Source organism: Anaerohalosphaeraceae bacterium (genome assembly GCA_037479115.1).
In the GTDB taxonomy this organism is placed as follows: Bacteria; Planctomycetota; Phycisphaerae; order Sedimentisphaerales; family Anaerohalosphaeraceae; genus JAHDQI01.
In genome coordinates, this window is record JBBFLK010000016.1 from 46,135 (window position 1) to 64,987 (window position 18,853).

At 56.3% G+C, this 18,853-nt stretch carries 15 protein-coding genes and 1 tRNA gene; 7 read left to right on the forward strand and 9 right to left on the reverse strand.

Annotated features, from left to right (window positions below; all coding sequences use genetic code 11):
* Positions 1-10: 10 nt before the first annotated feature.
* Positions 11-1,138, forward strand: a complete 1,128-nt coding sequence (locus WHS88_08835) for a dihydrolipoamide acetyltransferase family protein (protein ID MEJ5260280.1) — start codon at positions 11-13, stop codon at positions 1,136-1,138.
* On the opposite strand, the gene WHS88_08840 is transcribed toward WHS88_08835, so the two are convergent.
* Together WHS88_08840 and rplU are read right to left on the reverse strand one after the other, a co-directional pair.
* Positions 1,135-1,725 carry a MarC family protein gene (locus tag WHS88_08840; GenBank protein MEJ5260281.1) on the reverse strand — a complete coding sequence of 197 codons (591 nt, stop codon included), beginning with the start codon at positions 1,723-1,725 and terminating at the stop codon, positions 1,135-1,137. The two genes, WHS88_08835 and WHS88_08840, sit on opposite strands and share 4 nt — an antisense overlap.
* Before the next feature lie 161 nt (positions 1,726-1,886).
* A complete protein-coding gene (gene rplU / locus WHS88_08845) occupies positions 1,887-2,228 on the reverse strand; it encodes a 50S ribosomal protein L21 (GenBank protein MEJ5260282.1) in 342 nt (113 codons plus the stop codon).
* A gap of 242 nt (positions 2,229-2,470) precedes the next feature.
* On the opposite strand from rplU, the gene WHS88_08850 reads away from it, so the two are divergent.
* The 4 genes from WHS88_08850 to WHS88_08865 all read left to right on the forward strand — a co-directional run bounded on the left by WHS88_08850 (position 2,471) and on the right by WHS88_08865 (position 6,856).
* Positions 2,471-3,328, forward strand: coding sequence for an aminotransferase class IV (locus WHS88_08850; GenBank protein ID MEJ5260283.1), 858 nt, complete (start codon positions 2,471-2,473; stop codon positions 3,326-3,328).
* Between the two features lie 466 nt (positions 3,329-3,794).
* On the forward strand, positions 3,795-4,796 hold the full coding sequence (locus tag WHS88_08855; GenBank protein MEJ5260284.1) for a transcriptional regulator: 1,002 nt from the start codon (positions 3,795-3,797) through the stop codon (positions 4,794-4,796).
* 219 nt (positions 4,797-5,015) lie between these two features.
* Positions 5,016-6,014, forward strand: a complete 999-nt coding sequence (locus WHS88_08860) for a DUF6569 family protein (protein ID MEJ5260285.1) — start codon at positions 5,016-5,018, stop codon at positions 6,012-6,014.
* Positions 6,015-6,253: 239 nt separating this feature from the next.
* Positions 6,254-6,856, forward strand: coding sequence for a hypothetical protein (locus WHS88_08865; protein ID MEJ5260286.1), 603 nt, complete (start codon positions 6,254-6,256; stop codon positions 6,854-6,856).
* Positions 6,857-7,109: 253 nt separating this feature from the next.
* On the opposite strand, the gene WHS88_08870 is transcribed toward WHS88_08865, so the two are convergent.
* The 7 genes from WHS88_08870 to kdsB all read right to left on the reverse strand — a co-directional run bounded on the left by WHS88_08870 (position 7,110) and on the right by kdsB (position 16,366).
* Positions 7,110-7,183: transfer RNA gene (locus WHS88_08870), tRNA-Arg, on the reverse strand.
* 95 nt (positions 7,184-7,278) lie between these two features.
* Entirely contained in the window at positions 7,279-8,754 is a 1,476-nt protein-coding gene (gene gltA, locus WHS88_08875) for an NADPH-dependent glutamate synthase (protein MEJ5260287.1), read from the reverse strand.
* A gap of 311 nt (positions 8,755-9,065) precedes the next feature.
* Positions 9,066-9,923, reverse strand: a complete 858-nt coding sequence (locus tag WHS88_08880; protein MEJ5260288.1) for a sulfide/dihydroorotate dehydrogenase-like FAD/NAD-binding protein — start codon at positions 9,921-9,923, stop codon at positions 9,066-9,068.
* A 122-nt stretch (positions 9,924-10,045) separates the two neighbouring features.
* Complete coding sequence (gene holA / locus WHS88_08885) at positions 10,046-11,038, reverse strand: DNA polymerase III subunit delta (protein MEJ5260289.1); 993 nt, start codon at positions 11,036-11,038, stop codon at positions 10,046-10,048.
* The gene (gene gyrA, locus WHS88_08890; protein ID MEJ5260290.1) at positions 11,035-13,626 is read right to left on the reverse strand and encodes a DNA gyrase subunit A; all 2,592 of its coding nucleotides are present in this window, start codon (positions 13,624-13,626) and stop codon (positions 11,035-11,037) included. Before gyrA ends, holA begins: the two co-directional genes overlap by 4 nt.
* 244 nt (positions 13,627-13,870) lie before the next feature.
* The gene (locus WHS88_08895; GenBank protein ID MEJ5260291.1) at positions 13,871-15,592 is read right to left on the reverse strand and encodes a CTP synthase; all 1,722 of its coding nucleotides are present in this window, start codon (positions 15,590-15,592) and stop codon (positions 13,871-13,873) included.
* A 36-nt stretch (positions 15,593-15,628) separates the two neighbouring features.
* Positions 15,629-16,366 (reverse strand): 3-deoxy-manno-octulosonate cytidylyltransferase, encoded by a 738-nt coding sequence (gene kdsB / locus WHS88_08900; protein MEJ5260292.1) that lies wholly within the window; start codon positions 16,364-16,366, stop codon positions 15,629-15,631.
* A 144-nt stretch (positions 16,367-16,510) separates the two neighbouring features.
* On the opposite strand from kdsB, the gene WHS88_08905 reads away from it, so the two are divergent.
* On the forward strand, positions 16,511-17,269 hold the full coding sequence (locus WHS88_08905; GenBank protein ID MEJ5260293.1) for an NAD-dependent protein deacylase: 759 nt from the start codon (positions 16,511-16,513) through the stop codon (positions 17,267-17,269).
* Positions 17,270-17,362: 93 nt separating this feature from the next.
* The gene (locus tag WHS88_08910; protein MEJ5260294.1) at positions 17,363-18,532 is read left to right on the forward strand and encodes a glycoside hydrolase family 43 protein; all 1,170 of its coding nucleotides are present in this window, start codon (positions 17,363-17,365) and stop codon (positions 18,530-18,532) included.
* The last annotated feature ends 321 nt before the right edge of the window (positions 18,533-18,853 follow it).

Here is an 18,853-nt window from a genome sequence, read left to right on the forward strand (position 1 = left end):
GAATCTGCTGATGGCGATTGAAATTCTTTTGCCTCGTTTAGGTCGGACAATGGAACAGGCCGTCATTGTGGCCGTCCATGTCCAGGTTGGACAAAAAGTCAGCAAAGGCCAGGTCCTGGCCGATATCGAAACGGACAAGGCGGCCATGCAGATTGAATCCCCCGCCGATGGAACCATACGCGCCGTTCTCGTCGAACCGCCGGTTACTCTGCCGGTGGATACCCCTCTCTTTGTGCTCACCGAAGACGGACGACCCATCGACCCTGAACGGCTGGAAAAACTCAAACAGCAGGTCCAAACCGCCCGCGAAAGGGTCCTCGAACCCGCTGCTCCCCTTGCCCATTCCGTTTCTCCTGCAGACCTCCTGCGGATTCCGGAAGCCCCCTCCCTCATCAGACCCCAGGAAGCCGTGAAGGCCTTTCAGACTTCCGGTGCCGTTGCGCCTGCCCAGTTCAAACCCGGCAAAAAAGTCCCTTTTACACGCTGGCAGGCCGTCGTAGCCCAAAGAATGCTCCTTTCCAAACGTCAAATCCCCTGCTTTTACCTGAATCTGCAGGTCGACGTGACAGAATTGGCTCAATTGCGGGATACCCTCAAGCAAAAGGGCAACAACCTGTCTTATAACGACTTTCTCCTCAAAGCCGCCGCCGTTTCCCTGCGGCGATACCCCATTTTAACAGGTCGTCTGGGGACAGATACCATTGAGCTGGCCCCCCAAATCGATATCGGACTGGCTGTTGCCTCCGAACAGGGGGTTGTCGCACCGGTCCTGCGGGCGGTGGATACCCTGTCTTTGCCCCAGATTTCCGCCGCCGTTGAAGATCTGGTCACCCGAGCACGCCGAAACGCCCTGCGCCCTGAAGACCTCGACGGCGGTTCGATGACCGTCAGCAATCTGGGCGGCTACGGTATCGACTCCTTTATCCCAATCGTTATCCCCGGTCAGACGTCCATTTTGGGCGTCGGACGAATCCGCGAACAATGCGTCCCCGACGGGAACCAAATCCAAATCCGAAAACGAATGACCCTCACCCTCTCGGTAGATCACCGCATCGTCAACGGTGCAGAAGCCGCCCAGTTTCTTGACCATATCAAAAAACTGCTCGAACACCCCCAGGAACTGCTCGACAACCCTTAAACACCCCCGCCCCAGCCCGGGAAAATCCCCAGCAGACCCCGGCGAATCATCATCACGGCAATCGCCGCCAGAATCAGACTGGCCACTTTGGAAAGTGCCTGCGAGCCCGTTGACCCCAGCAGCCGATTCCAGAACTCCGCCGTCAGCAAAATCCCGACCGCCAGCACCAGATTCAGCAGCACCGCCGCCAGCGTTGCCGCCAGCCCGTGCACATCCACCAGCATCAGACTGGTCGTCAGTACCGCCGGCCCCACAATCAGCGGCACCCCCAGCGGAACAGCCCCCAGCGTATCCACCCGACGGGCAAACTTGGTCCCCGAAGTCAAATCCAGGGTCGCTATAATAAACAGCAGCGCCCCGCCGGCCACCATAAAATCAGAAACGCTGATGCCCAAAAAACGAAAAATACCTTTGCCCAAAAAGATGAATCCCACCGCCACCGACAGCGCTGTAAAAAAGGAATGTTTAACAACCCGACGGCGTTCCGCAGGCGAAACCCCTTCAACAAGCCCCATATAAATCGGCAATATCCCCATCGCATCGACCGCGACAAACAGCGGAACAAAGACCATCCAGAAATCACGCATACACTCCCTTTCGCGATTCCCTGCTCCCTGAGCTTATCCCAGTTTCCGCGGCCCTTTGGTTTTCGCCTTCCAAACCGGCTTCGGGCCGTTTGAGTATAAAAAAACCTGCCCGCTTTTCCGCAGGCAGGTTGGAATCCTCAACCCCGTTTCACCAGGCCCGTTTACGCCTCAATCCGCTCAATCACAACCTGCTGATATTTCTGCCGATGTCCGATTTTCTTCTTGGAGTTCTTGCGGCGGCGGAAATACATCGGATACAGCTTGGGCCCTTTGACCACCGACTCTTCGGCTGTCCCCTGGAAACGGGCCGTCACTTTAGCCCCCTTCACATACGGTTCGCCGATTCGAATCGAATCCCCATCCCGCACCAGCAGCACCTTGTCCAGCTGAATCGTCTGAGCGTCCGCCGGTGCATCCGTCAGCTCAATCCGAAGCATATCTCCCTGAACGACCTTATATTGCTTGCCGCCTTGTTCGATAATCGCGTACATTGTCTTCCTCATCTCTTAAAAAACTTTGTCCAATCCCAAACCTATAAGAGTCAGGTATTGTAGATTTTTTTAATCTTCTTGTAAAGTCTTTTTTGCCGGCAATTTTAAAAAACGTAACCCCTTGTCCAAAAAGACGTTGCCGCACAACGCCTCTTCCGCTTCGTCTGCCGGCTGATTGGAAATCTTATCCATTGCCAAAGAACCGCCGATATTCTATGATACCCCTTTTACAAAAATCGACCGGAGAATCGGATATGGAACTGGCTGTTCTGAATGAAAACCTGCTGCCGCTCACCGAAGTCCCGCTGGACAAAATGGACCGCGGGCTGTTCTTCGGAGACGGCGTCTATGAAGTGCTCCGCAGCTACCACGGACGCATCTTTGCCCTCGAAGAGCATCTGGCCCGCTTTGAACGAAGCGCTGTCGAAATCCAGCTGGGCGGTTTCGACATCGCCCAAATCCGCTCGCGTATCCTCGAGGCCTTCGAAAAAGCCAGCTTCCGGACCGCCAAAATCTATTTTCACCTCACCCGCGGCTGCGAACTCCGCGAACACCTGCCCGGCCCGAATCTCAAACCCTCCTTCTTTCTGACCGTTCAGGAGCTCCACGACGACCCGAAAAAAAAGGAGCACGGCATCCGCGTCTGCACCCATCCGGACCTGCGATGGAAGCGATGCGACATCAAGTCTCTTAATCTGCTCCCGAATGTCCTGGCCCGCATGGAGGCCGACCGAAAAGGATGCACCGAAGCCGTTCTGGTCAATGACCAGGGGGTGATTACGGAGGGGGCGGGTTCGGCCTTCTTTGCCGTCAACGGCAAAGAAAAAACTCTTTATACCCATCCCCTCGGCCCTCAAATCCTGCCTTCTATCACCCGAGCCGTGGTCCTTCGAATCGCCCGCGATGCCGGGCTGACACCTGTCGAGCAGGCCGTCACGCCGCAGCAGGCCGCCCACATGGACGAGCTGTTCCTGGCCGTAACCACCAAAGACATCCTGCCGATTACGCAGTTTGACGGAAACCCCGTCGGAACAGGCCGACCCGGCCCCTGCACCGCCGCCCTTGTCAAAAAGTTCCAGGAATACGTCGCCGCCTACGCCCAGCGTCCTTAAGAACAGGGTCGCTGTTCTATCTGCTCAGGCTCACAGACCCGATTCGGCCAATCCCTGCTCCCTGACAACGGATGACTGACCACTGACAACTGATAACTGATAACTGATGACTGATAACTGATAACTGATGACTGATGACTGATAACTGATGACGACGACTGACGTCTTCCTTGTCCTTCCCGCTTCCCCCCTCTCATTCCCGCGACCTGTCCTTCGAAGCTTCAGCGAAGGAGGAAGGCGGGAATCCAGACCTTTCCCGCGACCTGTCCTCCGAAGCTTCAGCGAAGGAGGAAGGCGGGAATCCACCCTTTTCGAGCCTTTTTAACGCTCGTTCCTCCCCGCCCTTCCAAACCCAGGGAAACATCCAATCAGGAAAGGGCAAAAAAACCTTGCTGAAGACCCGACTTTTCTTTAAAGTGTTTCTTTTGAAGGAAATAAAGAAGGATGCAGATGGAAAGGAGCCCTCATGTCTCGCGGCCAGTCGCTGATGCGCCAGTGGAACCTCTTGAAAGCCCTCCAATCCGTCTATTTCGGCATTGACAGCCAGGAACTGGCCCAGCGCCTCGAATGCAGCCAGCGGCAGGTCCTGCGGGACCTGAATATCCTCCGCGAACTGGGCTTTCCCATCACCTACGAAGAGCGGGATTTCGGAAAGCGTTTCTGGAAATTGAGCCGCCATTTCATCGAAAGCGACCGGCTTGTCTTTACCCCCACAGAACTCATCAGCATCTACCTAAGCCAAAAACTCCTCTCTCCGCTGTCCGGCACCCAATTCGGCGAAGGACTGGCCTCGCTTCTGGAGAAAATCAAGGCCATGCTCTCCCCCCGCACCCTCGAATACTTCTCCAGACTCGAAGAACACCTTCTGGTCAAAACCTCCGCCCTGAACACCTACGCCGCCCACGACAAAGTCATCCGCATCCTCACCCGCGCCGTCCAGGACTCCCAGACCGTCCGCCTCCGCTATCAATCCACCCGGCATCCCGAGCCCTACGAAACCCTCTATCAGCCCTACGGTCTGATTTTCTTCGACGGTGACCTGTACTGCATCGGCTGGATGCAGCGATACGAAGAAATTCGCACCCTCAAAGTCAGCCGCATTCAGAGCGCCGAATCCACCGGCCAATCCTTCCGCCGACCGGCCGACTTCTCCCTCGTCCGACACGTTCAGGACAGCTTCGGCATCTTCTCCGAACCCGCTGCACCGTGCAAAATCCGCATCCGTTTTAACGGCTGGGCCGCCGCCAACGTCCGCGAAACACGCCGACACCCCTCCCAAACCATCCTCGAAGACCAAGGAGACCGGCTGCTGGCCCAGTTTGAAATCGCCCCCAGTGCCGAGCTGATTCGCTGGATTTTAAGCTTCGGCTCCCACGCACAAGTCCTGACACCGCGTTCCCTCATCCGGCAGCTCGAAAATGAACTGCAGCGGATGCTGGAGCAATACACAGCGACCCAAAAAAATTAAAAATTTTTTCTCCCCGTCAAACCCCTATTCATAGATTGTTTTCCGAATCCAAAGCCCCAAAAATCGTAGGTCTGACCAGCCCTGTCATCCCCCTCCGCCTCCCCCAAAACAAAATCCCCTGACCAGCCCTGTCAGACCATCCCCATATTATCTTAAAGGAAGGCCGTGCTGTCTCTCAGTATTTCGAATGCAGAATCGAATGAAACAGGAGAAACCTAAATGAACGAAGAAGTCAGGGGAGTCCAAATTCTTGCCGATTTATCCGAAAAACTTCAAACCAGACCGCCGTTAACCTATCGGAATTTGACGCTGGTTCCGCTGGCCGGACTGAACGGCTCGGTCTCTTATCTGCTGGCCTCCGAAGCCATCGAGCAGGGGCTGCTGACAGTCCGGGAAGTCAGCACAGCAGGACAAGTTAATTCCCTGCGTGTCGAAAACAAAAGTCCGCATCGCATCCTTCTGCTCGACGGCGAAGAACTCGTCGGAGCCAAACAAAACCGTATTCTGAACACCACAATCCTTTTGGAGGCCCAAACCGTTCAGGATATTCCCGTCTCCTGTGTGGAGCAGGGTCGCTGGCATCACTGTCGGCCCGATTTTGCCTCCGGCGGCCTCTCGTTCCCCAAATTGCGGGCCTCAAAAACCCGCCGGGTTACCGAGTCGCTCTGCTCCATCGGACAACCCTTGGCCGATCAGGGCGAAATCTGGGACGAAGTGGACCATGCGCTCCAGGCATTTGAGCTCCATTCTCCAACCAAAGCGATGAAAGATGTGTACGACCGTCAAAAAGACAGCTGGGAGGATTTTACAAAAGCCCTCCCTTACCCGGAAGGAGCCTGCGGAGTGGCCGCAGCCATCTGCGGACGTGTGCTGATACTGGATGTTTTCGATAAGCCCGACACCCTGAAAAAAATCTGGCCGCGCCTCACCGCCGCCTATGCCCTCGAGGCGCTCCAGCAAAGAAAGGAACCCGAAAAACCGTTCGATGAAAAAAACGCCCGATTCTTTCTCGACGGCCTGAAACGATGCCAAACCCATCTGTTCAGGGCCGTCGGGCTCGGAGAGGAACTTCGCTTCCAGTCCGATGAGCTCTTCGGACAGGCCTTATGGTTTGAACAGTCCGTCATCCATCTGGCCTTATTTCCCAATGACGGACGCGAACACGGGCAAAGCCGAATGATGCCGCCAGCCTTCCGGCGGTCCCGGTACATGTACTAAGGCGTCAGCGTTCTCCTTGGAGATAGGCGGGGTGCAGAGAATGCTCGCGGCGAGGGGAGAATAGCGGCAGAAGGGCTTGGTAGGAAAGCCCCGGCTCTCTGCACAGCGGAGGACACTCGGCGGAAAGCCGAGGCGTCCTCCGCCTTGCCGCCGTTGACCGTTTGAATCAGGTACAATGCAACAAATGGATTTTCTTACGGATTGAAACAGCAATAGAACTTCAGCAAAGGAGCGGAATTATGACGGCAAAACAAACGCGTCCCCGATGGAAACAGCGGCTGCTGAAATGGCTGCTGAGCCCCAGGGAACTGGAATGGCTTCAGGAAGGACCTCAGGAAGTCCGTCACATTAACAGCGAACTGTACAAAATCTTCCATTGGCTCAAGTGGCTCAAAGAATACACCGACACCGTCGCCAACGAGGCGGAAGCCGACCGGTTTCTGTCGCTGGAGGCCTGGCTGGCAACTCGGCAGGAGTTTGAGGATGACCTGGACCCGGAGGAACAGGAGGAACTGCAGCGGCAGCTCGAACGCCAGATGGAAGAGCAGGAATGGATGCGCCGATTGGGCATGGATGAAATGTATGAGGCATTCAAGCGAGACCCTGAAAAATGGCACAAAGACTTCAATGACCGGCTCTATCCGTGGAAATCCTTCCAGGAAGTCTGGAAGCTTTGTCTGGAAAACTCGCATCGGCGGAGCATCGAACGGCTGCGGAAACAGCTGGGGTTTCCAAATCCCCTTCCTCCGTCCAAATCCGAAAAGCCGGCGTATTCGGTTGTTGAGGCAGACAACGCCCTGAATGCACTAAAACCTCAATCCGCAGAAAAAGACAAAACCTAACAGCACCTTCGGGCGGCAGGCGGAAAATAGCTCGTTTCCGCTTGCCGCCGGCCGCCGCAAACCGGACTCTAACCTTCTATGCCTTCTTTGCCGCCCTGCCTTCAGACAATCCCCGCTGGAAAGTCGAAAATTGGAAATCGGAAATAGAAAATTGGAAATGGAAACTCGAAAATCCCCCCACCCCTCCCCCGTCCACCTGCATCCCTGTATTCCTGTATTCTTGAATTCTTATCTCCCCGCCCCCGTCTCCCATCGCGCCCGGAGGGATTCGAACCCCCGACCTGCGGATTAGAAATCCGCTGCTCTATCCAGCTGAGCTACAGGCGCCGGATTGAAACGGCACTTTCCCCGCCTCAAACCCCGCAGGGGAAAACTCGCCGACTAAACCCATTATAAACCCCGCCGGCACAGCCGGTCAACCCTCAGCGCCGTTTGCCCGCCAGATACTCATTGATGGCCGCCGCCGCAATCCGCCCCTGCCCCATCGCCAAAATCACCGTCGCCGCCCCCAGCACAATATCCCCGCCCGCATACACCCCCTCCAGGGACGTGCGGCAGTTCTCATCCACCTCAATATTGCCCCATTTGTTGAATTTCAGCCCCGGCGTCGTCTGCTGCAGAAGCGGATTGGCCCCGTTGCCGATCGCCACAATCACCGTATCGACATCCAGCACAAACTCGCTGCCCGCAATCGGCACCGGACGCCGACGCCCCGACTCATCCGGCTCGCCCAGCTCATACCGCAGGCACTCCACACCGACCACCTGACCCTGCTCATTGCCCAATATCCGCTTGGGATTCTGCAGCAGACAGAATTCCACCCCTTCCTCTTTGGCGTGATGCACCTCTTCCACCCGCGCGGGCATTTCTTTTTCGCTCCGCCGATACACCAGATACACCTTTTCCGCCCCCAGCCGCACGGCCATTCGCGCCGCGTCCATCGCCACATTGCCGCCGCCGAAAACCGCCACCCGACGGCTGCGGGCAATCGGCGTGTCCGCCCCCCGGCCGAACTGATAGGCCTTCATCAGATTCGCCCGCGTCAGGTATTCGTTGGCGCTGTACACCCCGACCAGCTGTTCTCCCTCAATGCCCATAAACTTCGGCAGCCCCGCCCCCACTCCGATATACACCGCATCAAAGCCGTCCTCTTTCATCAGCTGCTCGATTGTCCGCGTCCGCCCCACGATAAAATTGCAGACAATCTCCACCCCCATCTTCCGCAGCGTCTCAATCTCCTTGTGCACAATCGCCTTCGGCAGACGAAACTCCGGAATTCCGTACACCATCACCCCCCCCGGCTTGTGAAACGCCTCAAAAATCGTCACCGAATGCCCCGCCCGCCGCGTATCCGACGCCGCCACAATCCCGCCGGGACCGGACCCGATAATCGCCACCTTCTGCCCTGTCGGTGCGGCCACCCGAGGTGTCTCGGCCCTGTCCGCCCCCCAATCCGCTGCAAACCGCTCCAGCCGGCCGATCGATACACTCTTCATCACGTCCTTGAATTTCAGCCCTACGGTGCATTTTTCCTGGCACTGCACCTCCTGCGGACACACCCGACCGCAGACCGCCGGCAAAAGCGAATACTCCTTGATTATCTCCAGCGCCTTGGCATAGTTGCCCGCCGCAATCTGTGCAATAAAAGCAGGAATCGGAATCCGAACCGGACAGCCCTCCACACACGGAGCCGTCGGACACTGAAGACACCGCAGTGCCTCCAGCCGCGCCTGCTCCTCCGTATAGCCCAGCGCCACTTCATTCATATTCGACCGCCGAACCACAGGGTCCTGCTGCGGCATCTCCTGCGGAGGAATCTCAAATCGCTCTTTTGTCTTCAATTGCCCGCTTCGCTGCTTTTCCAGCAGTTCCTGAAGTTTTTTAGACAGTTCGCTCACCGCAATCTCTTCAACTAATTTTGATTATTCTTTCTGTCAAAAACAATCTCATTCCCTCGGCCTTTTTCTCTCACACAAAGGCCTTTTTCTCTCCCGAGAAAGTTTTTGTCATTTCCGCGTAAAAATTTGTCATTCCCGCGTAAAATTTTGTCATTCCCGCGTAGGCGGGAATCCAGCCATATCCTTCTTGCGACTTGTCCTTCAAAGCTTCCGCGAAGGAGGATGGCGGGAATCCGGTCTTTCCCGCATCTTGTCCTCCGTGGCTCCAGGTCAAGGAAGAAGGTAAAAGGCATTCTCCGCTTGCGTCGGCTCTATCCCCGCGGCTCCAGCCCGATTTTGCACCGATGCTGCCGGTACTCTTCATACGCCCGCTGTTCCAGGTCCTTGTAGGCGGCCATGCGCTTCATCATCAAATCAAAATTGACCTGATGGCCGTCAAACTCCGGTCCGTCCACACAGACAAACTGCGTCTTGCCGCCCACTTCCACCCGGCATCCGCCGCACATCCCCGTCCCATCCACCATAATCGTATTCAGCGAAACCTGCGTGGGAATCCCGAAGGGGCGCGTCGTCTCGCAGCAGAACTTCATCATAATCGTCGGACCGATGGCAATCACAAAATCGGGCTTGGGCTCCCGCCGGCAGACCTCTCCCAGCGGCTCTGTCACCAGCGCCTTGCGCCCGTACGAACCGTCATCGGTCACCACAATCAACTCATCGCTGAACTGCCTGAATTCTTCCTCCAGAATCAGCAGCCCTTTCGTTCGCGCCCCCAGAATGCTCACAACCCGGTTTCCCGCTTTTTTGAGCGCCTCAGCTATCGGCAGAAGCGGCGCAATCCCAATCCCCCCGCCCACACAGACACAGACCCCGAACTGGTCAATATGCGTCGGCTTGCCCAGCGGTCCCGCTACATACCCCAGACTGTCTCCCTCCTTCAAATCCGCCATCTGAGCCGTCGCCTTGCCCACCCGCTGAAAAATCAGCCGAATCGTCCCCTTCGTCTCATCCGCTCCGGCAATCGTCAGCGGAATCCGCTCCCCGCCCTCCTCATCCACCGAGACAATCACAAACTGCCCCGGTTTCCGGGCTCGGGCTACATACGGCGCTTCCACCTCCATTTGAAAGACATGTTCTGACAACTGCTTTTTAGACAGGATGTTATACACACTCTAACCTTTTCTTATCCCCGGCACCATAAATAACAATCACTTATAATAAAACAGGGTTATCCTTATAATAGACAACCCCGTTCTTTTCAAGACATTTTTGGCTTGAAAAAGAAAAAAACCTACACACGGCCTCCTATCTCCATCAGGAGGCGTTCCATAACAGCCGGGGCCGAGGTTTTGCCTGTCTTAATCTGATAATCCGCTTCTCCGAGCTGAGCAAGAATCCAGGCCAACTGCCGCACAGAAAACGGCCTGAGCTGCTCAAAAAAAGATTTCTGGATTTTTTCCCAAACTCCGACCTCTTTGGCAGCCGCCGCTTCCGACACCCCCTTTTCCAGCAGACATTTGGCCGTAAAAAGCCGCCGAAAATGGTAGGCAAACGCCCCCACCACAGTGAACTCCGCCGACTTGTCCGACTCAAACATCACCCGAAGCCGCCGCAGTGCTTCGGCCGTATTCCTTTTCATCAGCACATCAATCACATCAAAGGCGCCAAACGTGCGGTTCTGCCCGACCAGTCGCTGAACCTGCTCCGGCGTTATGGTCTTCTGCTCACCGACAAAAACCGCCAGTTTCTCCACTTCACCGCAAATCGCCCCCGGCTCATCTCCCGCCAGCTCCACGAGCAGCTGAGCCGCCGGCAGCGTCAGCGTCTTTCCAAAATGACTCCGGCAATACTCACACGCAAATCGCGGCAGTTCCCACGCTTTGACTTCCGTCTCAATCAGCCCGCCCAGCTGAGCCAAACGTTTCACCAGCCGGGTCCGCGTATCCGCCTTGCTGACCGTTAAAATCAGAATCCCAGTCGGGCTCGGATGTTCCAGATACTCTTCGAGCCGCGCCCGATTCCGGGAAAAAAACTCGTCCGCATTCTGAATCAGTACCACCCGACGGCTCGCCAGAAAAGGCACCGTCCGCAGCTCATCCAGAACTTCTGCAATTTCAGGAGGTTCTTCCCCCGTCGGTTGCCAAAGTGCCAGCTGCCTTTCCTCCTCCGTCAGGAACTGCTCCGTCAACCGGCGGGCCTGGCGGGCATTTAAGAAGGAATCAGGTCCGGCAATCAGATACAGCGGACTGACGGCAGGCACAGATGCAGCTCGCTTGGCGTTCATGAATTCTCCTCAGACGCCTCCCCGGATTCCTTCGTCTGGCTCTTCGGTTCCGACGATGTCGGCGGTTCTTTGTCCTCCGGCACAATCCGCGCCGCCGCCACCAGCTTATCGCCCTCTTTGAGCGTAATCATTCGGACGCCGGCCGTATTTCTGCCGATTTCACGAATCTGCTCCAGCCCCGTGCGAATCATCATTCCGTTGGCGGTAATCAGCATCAGCTCATCCTCATCATGCACGGTCTTGAGGGCCACAACCTTCCCGTTGCGCTCCGTGGTCTTGATGTTAATCAGACCCAGCCCGCCGCGATTCTGCGGCCGATATTCCTCAATCGGCGTCCGCTTGCCGTAACCGTTCTCACAGACCGTCAGCAGCGAACTGTTCGGCTCGGCAATCACCAAATCCACCACCTCATCCCCCGGACGGAGCCGAATCCCCTGCACCCCGCGGCTGACCCGCCCCATCGAGCGGACCTGCGTTTCCGAGAATCGAATCGCCATCCCGTCCCGCGTGCCCAGAATAATCTCATCCTCCCCGCTGGTAATTGCCGCCCCGATCAAATCGTCATTCTCATCCAGTTTAATCGCAATCACGCCGCTGGAGCGCGGATTGCCGTAGGCCGACAGCACGGTCTTTTTCACCAGACCGTTCCGCGTCGCCATCACCAGCTGCCGTGTATCATCAAACGTGCGCACATTCAGAATGGAGGCAATCTTCTCCTGCGGGTCCAGCTGCAGCAGGTTCACCAGATTCCGCCCCTTGCTCTGACGCGACATCTCCGGAATATGATAGACCTTCAGCCAGTGGCAAATCCCCCGATTCGTGAAAAACAGAATCGTATCGTGTGTCGAGGCCGCAAACAGATGCTCAATAAAATCCCCTTCCTTGGTGTCCGACGCAATCACTCCTTTGCCCCCGCGGCCCTGCTTGCGGTAGGCATCAATCGGCGTACGCTTGATATACCCGCCGTGGCTGATCATCACCAGCGTCTCTTCATCTGCAATCAAATCCTCCAAATCGGGCTCATCCGCCTCCTCCGTAATAATCTCCGTCCGGCGCGGGTCTTTGTACTTTTCCTTGATTTCGTACAAGTCCTCCCGAATCACATCCAGCTGAAGATTCCGATTGGCCAGCAGCGCCTCATAATCCGCAATCTTCTCGGCAACCTCCGCATACTCCTTGGCCAGTTTCTCAATCTCCAGCCCCGTCAGCCGCTGCAGCTGCATCGTCAGAATCGCATCCGCCTGCGGCCCTGTCAGGAACTGGTCCTGCCGGCTCCGCTCCGTCACAAACGCCTCCGGCAGGATGCGTTTAAGCGTCTCGGTTTCCGCCAGCCGCAGCGGTTTTTTCATCAGATTCTCTTTGGCCGTCGGCGCATCCGGCGAGGCCTTAATCAGTGCAATAATCTCATCAATATCGCTGACCGCCAGAATCAGCCCCTCGAGAATATGAGCCCGGCTGCGGCATTTGCGCAGCAGAAACCGCGTCCGCCGCCGAATCACTGTCAGCCGATGGCTGATAAACAGCTTCAGCATCTGCTTGATGTTCAGCGTCTCCGGCCGGTTGTTCACCAGGGCTACATTGTTCACCGCAAAGGTCGTCTGCAGCGGCGTATAGCGGTACAGCTTGTTGAGCACCACATGGCTGTCGGCATCCTTCTTCAGTTCCACCACAATCCGCATGCCCTTGCGGTCCGACTCATCCCGAAGGTCTGCAATCTCATCAATCGTGCCGTCCCGAACACATTCGGCGATTTTGGCTACCACATTGGCCCGCACCACCTGATACGGAATCTCCGTAATCACAATCCGCGTCTTGCCCTTCGAGGTCGTCTCAATATGCGAACGGCACCGCACCTTCAGATGTCCGCGGCCCGTCACATACGCATCCAGAATCCCCTTGCGGCCGCAGATGATGCCCCCCGTCGGAAAGTCCGGCCCCGGCAGCTTTTCCAGAATATCCTTAAACCCGCAGTCCGGGTCGTCAATCATCAGCAGCAGCGCATCGCAGACCTCCCCCACATTGTGCGGCGGAATATTTGTCGCCATTCCGACCGCAATTCCGCTGGCCCCGTTAACCAGAAGATTGGGAAATTTCGACGGCAGCACCACCGGCTCCGTCCGCGTCTCATCATAGTTCGGCACAAAATCCACCGTGTCCAGCTTCAGGTCTTCCAGCATGTCCATCGCCGCCTGCGTCAGCCGCGCTTCTGTATAACGCATCGCCGCAGGCGGGTCCGCATCAATGCTGCCGAAGTTGCCCTGCGGGTCCACCAGCAATACCCGCATATTCCAGTCCTGCCCCATTCGAACCAGCGTGCCGTAGGTCGCCTGGTCGCCGTGCGGGTGGTAGTTGCCGCTTGTATCGCCGACGATTTTGGCGCATTTTCGGTGTTTGGAGCGAGGCCCTAGATTCAAATCATTCATCGCCACCAGAATGCGCCGCTGAGAGGGTTTCAGCCCGTCCCGAACATCCGGAAGAGCCCGCGAGACAATCACGCTCATCGCATAATTCAGATACGAGGTCTTCAGCTCATCCAGAATCTGTTTTTCTTCAAATCGCTCCGGAAATTCCGTTTTGGTCTCGTCCATAAACGTCCTTTTCTCACACGGGTCATTCCGCAAAAAATCTCTTTGTCAAAAAGGGCAAAACCCTTCCAATTCAGAAAGAATGAAGTGTACCGCCAAAAAGAGGTTTCGTCAATGTTTCTCGGGAAAGTTTCTCGGAAATACAATCTTCCTAATCCCTTTGAAACCAGGAAGTTAGGAAAAACCATCCGCCGAAGTGCCCCCTCTTTGGCCGCACCCCGCAAGCGCCCCGAAAAACGGTTTGAAATTATCCCTTTCTCTCCAGGGCTGCCCGGACCAGACCCGTAAAAAACGGATGCGGCCGCAGGGGTCGGCTTGTCAGTTCCGGATGGGCCTGGGTGCCCATAAAAAAGGGATGATTCGGAAGTTCCAGAATCTGCATGATCGGCTGATTCGGCGCCTTGCCCGAAAAAACAAGCCCCGCCTTTTCGAGGATTTCGATATACCGCGGATCCACCTCATACCGATGCCGAAACCGCATTCGAACCGACGCAGCCTTTCCGAACAGCTCCCACGCTTTCGTATTCGGCTTGATTTCCACATCCCGGCCCCCCAGCCGCATATTCCCCCCAAGCCCTTCAATCTTCTTCTGTTCGGGCAGAACATCAATCACCGGCTCCGCGCACTTCTGGTCCACTTCTGTACTGTTGGCCCCTTTCAGCCCGCACACATTCCGTGCATATTCAATCACCGCCGCCTGAAACCCCAGACAAAGTCCCAGATACGGCAATCTGTTCTCCCTCGCATACCGGACACAGGCAATCTTGCCCTCAATGCCCCGCACCCCAAAGCCCCCGGGGACAATAATCCCGTCCACATCCCGCAGATGTTCGGCGGCATTCTGCTCCGTGACCGTTGTGGTCTCAATCCATTTGACGTTCACCTTGCAGCCGAGATGAACCCCCGCATGCTCCAGCGCATTCAGAATGGACGCATAACTGTCCCGAACCGACGTGTATTTGCCGGTAATCCCGATGGTGACAGACCTCGTCTCCCGCCCGATTTTGTCCGTAAAATCACACCAGCGCCCCCACTCCTTCCGCTCATACCCCAAATTGATGCGGTCCTCGATTTTGAGCATCCGGATCACCTCAAAATCCAGTCCGCACTCCCGCAGCATCGCCGGAATCGCATAAATGCTCGCCGAGTCATGCATGCTCACCACCCGCTCCAGCGGAACATTGCTGAACACGCTCATCTTCTGGCGGGCCTGCTCGCGGACCGGCTTTTCCGAGCGGCACACGATAATATCCGGCTGAATCCCCATCTGCATCAGCTGCTTGATGCCCAGCTGGGCCGCTTTGGACTTCTGCTCGCCCAGCGTCTTCGGCTCCAAAATATACGTCAGCGCCACAAAGCACGTACTGTGCGGTCCCTCTTCATACGCCAGCTCCCGCATCGCCTCGATATAAAAGGCATTTTCCAAATCCCCCACCGTCCCCCCGATTTCCACAAACACCACATCCGCCTTGGCCGACATCGCCAGTTGCCGCAGTTTGAGCTTCACCTCGCCGGTCACATGCGGAATCATCTGAACATCCCGCCCCAGATAATCCCCGTGCCGCTCCTTATGCAGCACCGAACTGTAAATCTGTCCGCTCGTGGCAAAATTCGCGCGGCTCAGATTCTGGTCCAGCATCCGCTCATACGTGCCCAAATCCATATCGGTTTCCATCCCGTCATCCAGCACGAACACCTCGCCGTGCCGATAGGGATTGAGCGTCCCCGAATCAATATTCAGATATCCCTCCAGTTTAATCGGCGCCACCCGAAGCCCTTTATCCTGAAGCAGCTTGGCCAGACATGAGGAAAAAATCCCCTTGCCCAGCCCGCTCATCACCGTCCCCATCACAATCACATATTTCGTCCGCCCCTTCTGGTATCCTTCCGGCAGCGGCAGGAAAAACTCATCCTCCTGCGTCATCTGGCTGATTTTCGCAAACAAATCCTGACTGCTGAACTCATTCATTCCAAACCTCAAATTGTTTATGCAACTGGGGCCGATTTATCGGCTCAAAACCCGCTTGACAAACTCCTCATACTGGGCGGCCGTATCGATTCCATCCCAGGCCTTTTCGACCATCGCCGTCCAAATCGTATAACCGTTCTCAATCGCCCGCAGCTGCTCCAGTTTCTCAATCTGCTCCAGAGCACCGGGCGGCAGTTTCGTAAAGGTCATCAAAAACGACTTTCGATAGGCATAAAGCCCCAAATGCCGTTTGTACTGCTCCACCGCTCCAACCCCCCCGTTTGACCGGTCATACGGAATCACCGAGCGGGAAAAATACACCGCCCGCCCCTTCGCATCCGTCACACACTTGACAATATTCGGGTCCGACACCTGCCGGGCCGTTTCAAACGGCGCCAGCAGCGTCGCCATATCCGCCTCCGGATGGTCCGCCAATAATTGAGCCGCCCGCCGCAGATACTCCGGATTGATTTCCGGCTCATCCGCCTGAAGGTTCACCACAATCTCGCAGTCCAATCCGCCGACCGCCTCGGCAATCCGGTCCGTACCGCTCGGATGGTCCGAACGGGTCATTACACACGGTGCCCCGAACTCCCGGCACGCCTGCATCACCCGTTCATCGTCCGTCGCAATCAAAACCTGCTGAGCAAATCGCGATTTCAGCGCCTGCTCATAGGTATGCTGAACCAGATATTTCCCCGTTTTTTTGGCGAGAACCTTCCCCTCCAGCCGGCTGGACCCGTATCGGGCGGGAATGACGATAACCGCTTTCACCAGTCTTTCTTTCCGTGCAGTGTGTTCTCTTCCGTTCCGTTAACCACTGCTCGGATACCATAGACCAAACAGTCCCCCCTGTCAAGGCCGCCCAAAACTTTTTCCGCCCTTGCAAAATTTCCTGCCCCGGGTACGATAACAGCTATGAACCGTATCCAAAATCCACAGGAGGCGGCCGACTCACTCCTGTCCGCTCTGCGGCAGAGCCGCTGTGCCGTTGGCCTCACCGGTGCGGGGGTCTCCACCGCCTCCGGAATCCCTGATTTTCGCGGAGCCGGCGGTCTCTATTCCAAAATCTCTCCGCGCACCTTCGAAATCGATTTCTTCTTATCCAACCCGGGCGACTATTACAAAATCGCCCTCGAACACATCCACCCCCTGGCCGACAAAACCCCAAACCCCACCCATACCATGCTCGCCCGCCTCGAGCAGGAAAATCTTCTGAAAGCCCTCATTACCCAAAATATCGACGGACTCCACACCAAAGCCGGTTCCAAAAACGTCATCGAATTTCACGGCAATGTCATCGACTTCTATTGTCTGGAATGCGAAAGCCCTTCCTCACGCGTGGAGGTGGACAGCCAAATCCGCTCTGCGGGCGTCCCCAAATGTCCCCGCTGCGGCGGGCTCATCCGCCCGGGCATTGTCTTTTTCGGCGACCTGATCCCCCTTGAAGCCCTCCAAAAAGCCCGCGAATACAGCCGGCAGGCGGATGTTTTCGTGGTACTCGGCTCGTCGCTGGAGGTCAACCCTGCCGCATCGCTGGCCCTCGATGCCCAGCGAGCCGGCGCCAAACTGGTCATTATCAACCGCGGCCCCACCCGCCTGGACCCCATCGCCGATGAACGTTATGAAGTGGACCTGACCGACTTTTCCAACGCCGTTTTATCCCGGCTTCCATAAAGGAACCTGCACGATGAAAGACGCCGGCCGCATCTTTCCGGTCCTCTTGCCTGGGGGGAAACCGTTGAAAACCCCGCATCTGAAAGGCTCATTATGTTCGCATCCTGCCTGACTTTGTTTGCATGCTTTTTTTCAATGCTCCTGACCCAGCCGCCCGCCGAACATACCGAATTTCGCCCGGGCGAACGATGGCCCGACACCGACGGCGTCCATATCAACGCACACGGCGGCGGCTTCCTCTATCACAACGGTATTTATTACTGGTTCGGTGAACACAAAGTCGAAGGCCGACGCGGAAATAACGCCTGGGTCGGCGTCCGCTGCTACTCCTCCCAGGACCTGTACAACTGGAAAAACGAAGGCGTCGCCCTCTCCGTCGTCCCGGACAACCCCGCTCACGACCTGGCCGCCGGATGCATCCTCGAACGCCCCAAAGTCATCTACAATGCCAAAACCGGCAAATTCGTCATGTGGTTCCACCTCGAGCTCAAAGGACAGGGCTACCGCGCCGCCCGCTGCGGCACAGCCGTCAGCGACACCCCGACCGGCCCCTATACGTACCTGAGAAGTTTCCGGCCCAACGCGGGCGTCTGGCCTGAAAACGTCCCCGATGAACGAAAGAAACCCCTCGACGGCATCGAGAATATCGCCTTTTCCGGCGGCGGTCTGCCCGAGGGCTATTCCATCGAGCAGCTGAACATCTTCGCCCGCGACTTTGAAGGCGGCCAGATGTCCCGCGACATGACCCTCTTTGTCGATGACGACGGCAGGGCCTACCACATCTACGCCTCCGAAGAAAACAGCACCCTCCATATCTCCCTTCTGACCGACGATTACCTTGCCCCTGCAGGCCGATACATCCGTGTCTTTGAAGGCCGCTATATGGAGGCCCCTGCGATGTTCAAACACAACGGCCGCTATTTTCTGATGATGTCCGGCTGCACCGGCTGGGCCCCCAACGCCGCCCGCTCCGCCGTCGCCGACTCTATCTGGGGCCCCTGGAAAGAGGTAGGAAACCCCTGCATCGGCGAAAACGCCGACAAAACCTTCTTCTCCCAAAGCACCTATATCCTCCCCGTGCACGGCAAAAAAGATGCTTTCATCTACATCGGCGACCGCTGGAATCCCGAGAACGCCATTGACGGCCGATACATCTGGCTGCCCGTCATCCTCAAAGACGGCCGATTCGAAATCCGCTGGCTCGACCGATGGTCCCTCTCCTGGTTCGATAAAAATGAACAGCCCCAACCCCCCAAAAATTGAAAGATGCGCCCTCCTCTTCCGTAAATAGATGCGAAACTTTCCCTTTTCCCCCGCTTTCTCTCAAGTCAGTTTAGAGTTTAGGTTTTTTCGGATTTAGTACTTCGAATTTTGCTCTTGTTTAGAGTTTAGATTTTTAGCATTTAAGATTTCTTTTGAATTTTCGAGCTTCGAATTTCGAGCTTGTTTCGGATTTAGATTTTTAGAATTTAGGATTTCCCGTATTTCGAATTTCGAGCTTCAAGTTTCCCCGTTATTCCCGCATTTCCCCGTCATCTCTGAAAGCGTGTTTTTTGTCAACAGGAGTTACAACTCCCTTCACTT

Excerpts from the sequence above, each read along its gene's own strand:
- WHS88_08895 (MEJ5260291.1), bottom strand. The coding sequence starts at position 15,592 with ATGAATGAGTTCAGCAGTCAGGATTTGTTTGCGAAAATCAGCCAGATG.
- WHS88_08860 (MEJ5260285.1), top strand. The coding sequence starts at position 5,016 with ATGAACGAAGAAGTCAGGGGAGTCCAAATTCTTGCCGATTTATCCGAA.
- WHS88_08910 (MEJ5260294.1), top strand. The coding sequence starts at position 17,363 with ATGTTCGCATCCTGCCTGACTTTGTTTGCATGCTTTTTTTCAATGCTC.
- gyrA (MEJ5260290.1), bottom strand. The coding sequence starts at position 13,626 with ATGGACGAGACCAAAACGGAATTTCCGGAGCGATTTGAAGAAAAACAG.
- WHS88_08855 (MEJ5260284.1), top strand. The coding sequence starts at position 3,795 with ATGTCTCGCGGCCAGTCGCTGATGCGCCAGTGGAACCTCTTGAAAGCC.
- WHS88_08835 (MEJ5260280.1), top strand. The coding sequence starts at position 11 with ATGGCGATTGAAATTCTTTTGCCTCGTTTAGGTCGGACAATGGAACAG.
- WHS88_08865 (MEJ5260286.1), top strand. The coding sequence starts at position 6,254 with ATGACGGCAAAACAAACGCGTCCCCGATGGAAACAGCGGCTGCTGAAA.
- rplU (MEJ5260282.1), bottom strand. The coding sequence starts at position 2,228 with ATGAGGAAGACAATGTACGCGATTATCGAACAAGGCGGCAAGCAATAT.
- WHS88_08905 (MEJ5260293.1), top strand. The coding sequence starts at position 16,511 with ATGAACCGTATCCAAAATCCACAGGAGGCGGCCGACTCACTCCTGTCC.
- WHS88_08840 (MEJ5260281.1), bottom strand. The coding sequence starts at position 1,725 with ATGCGTGATTTCTGGATGGTCTTTGTTCCGCTGTTTGTCGCGGTCGAT.
- holA (MEJ5260289.1), bottom strand. The coding sequence starts at position 11,038 with ATGAACGCCAAGCGAGCTGCATCTGTGCCTGCCGTCAGTCCGCTGTAT.
- WHS88_08850 (MEJ5260283.1), top strand. The coding sequence starts at position 2,471 with ATGGAACTGGCTGTTCTGAATGAAAACCTGCTGCCGCTCACCGAAGTC.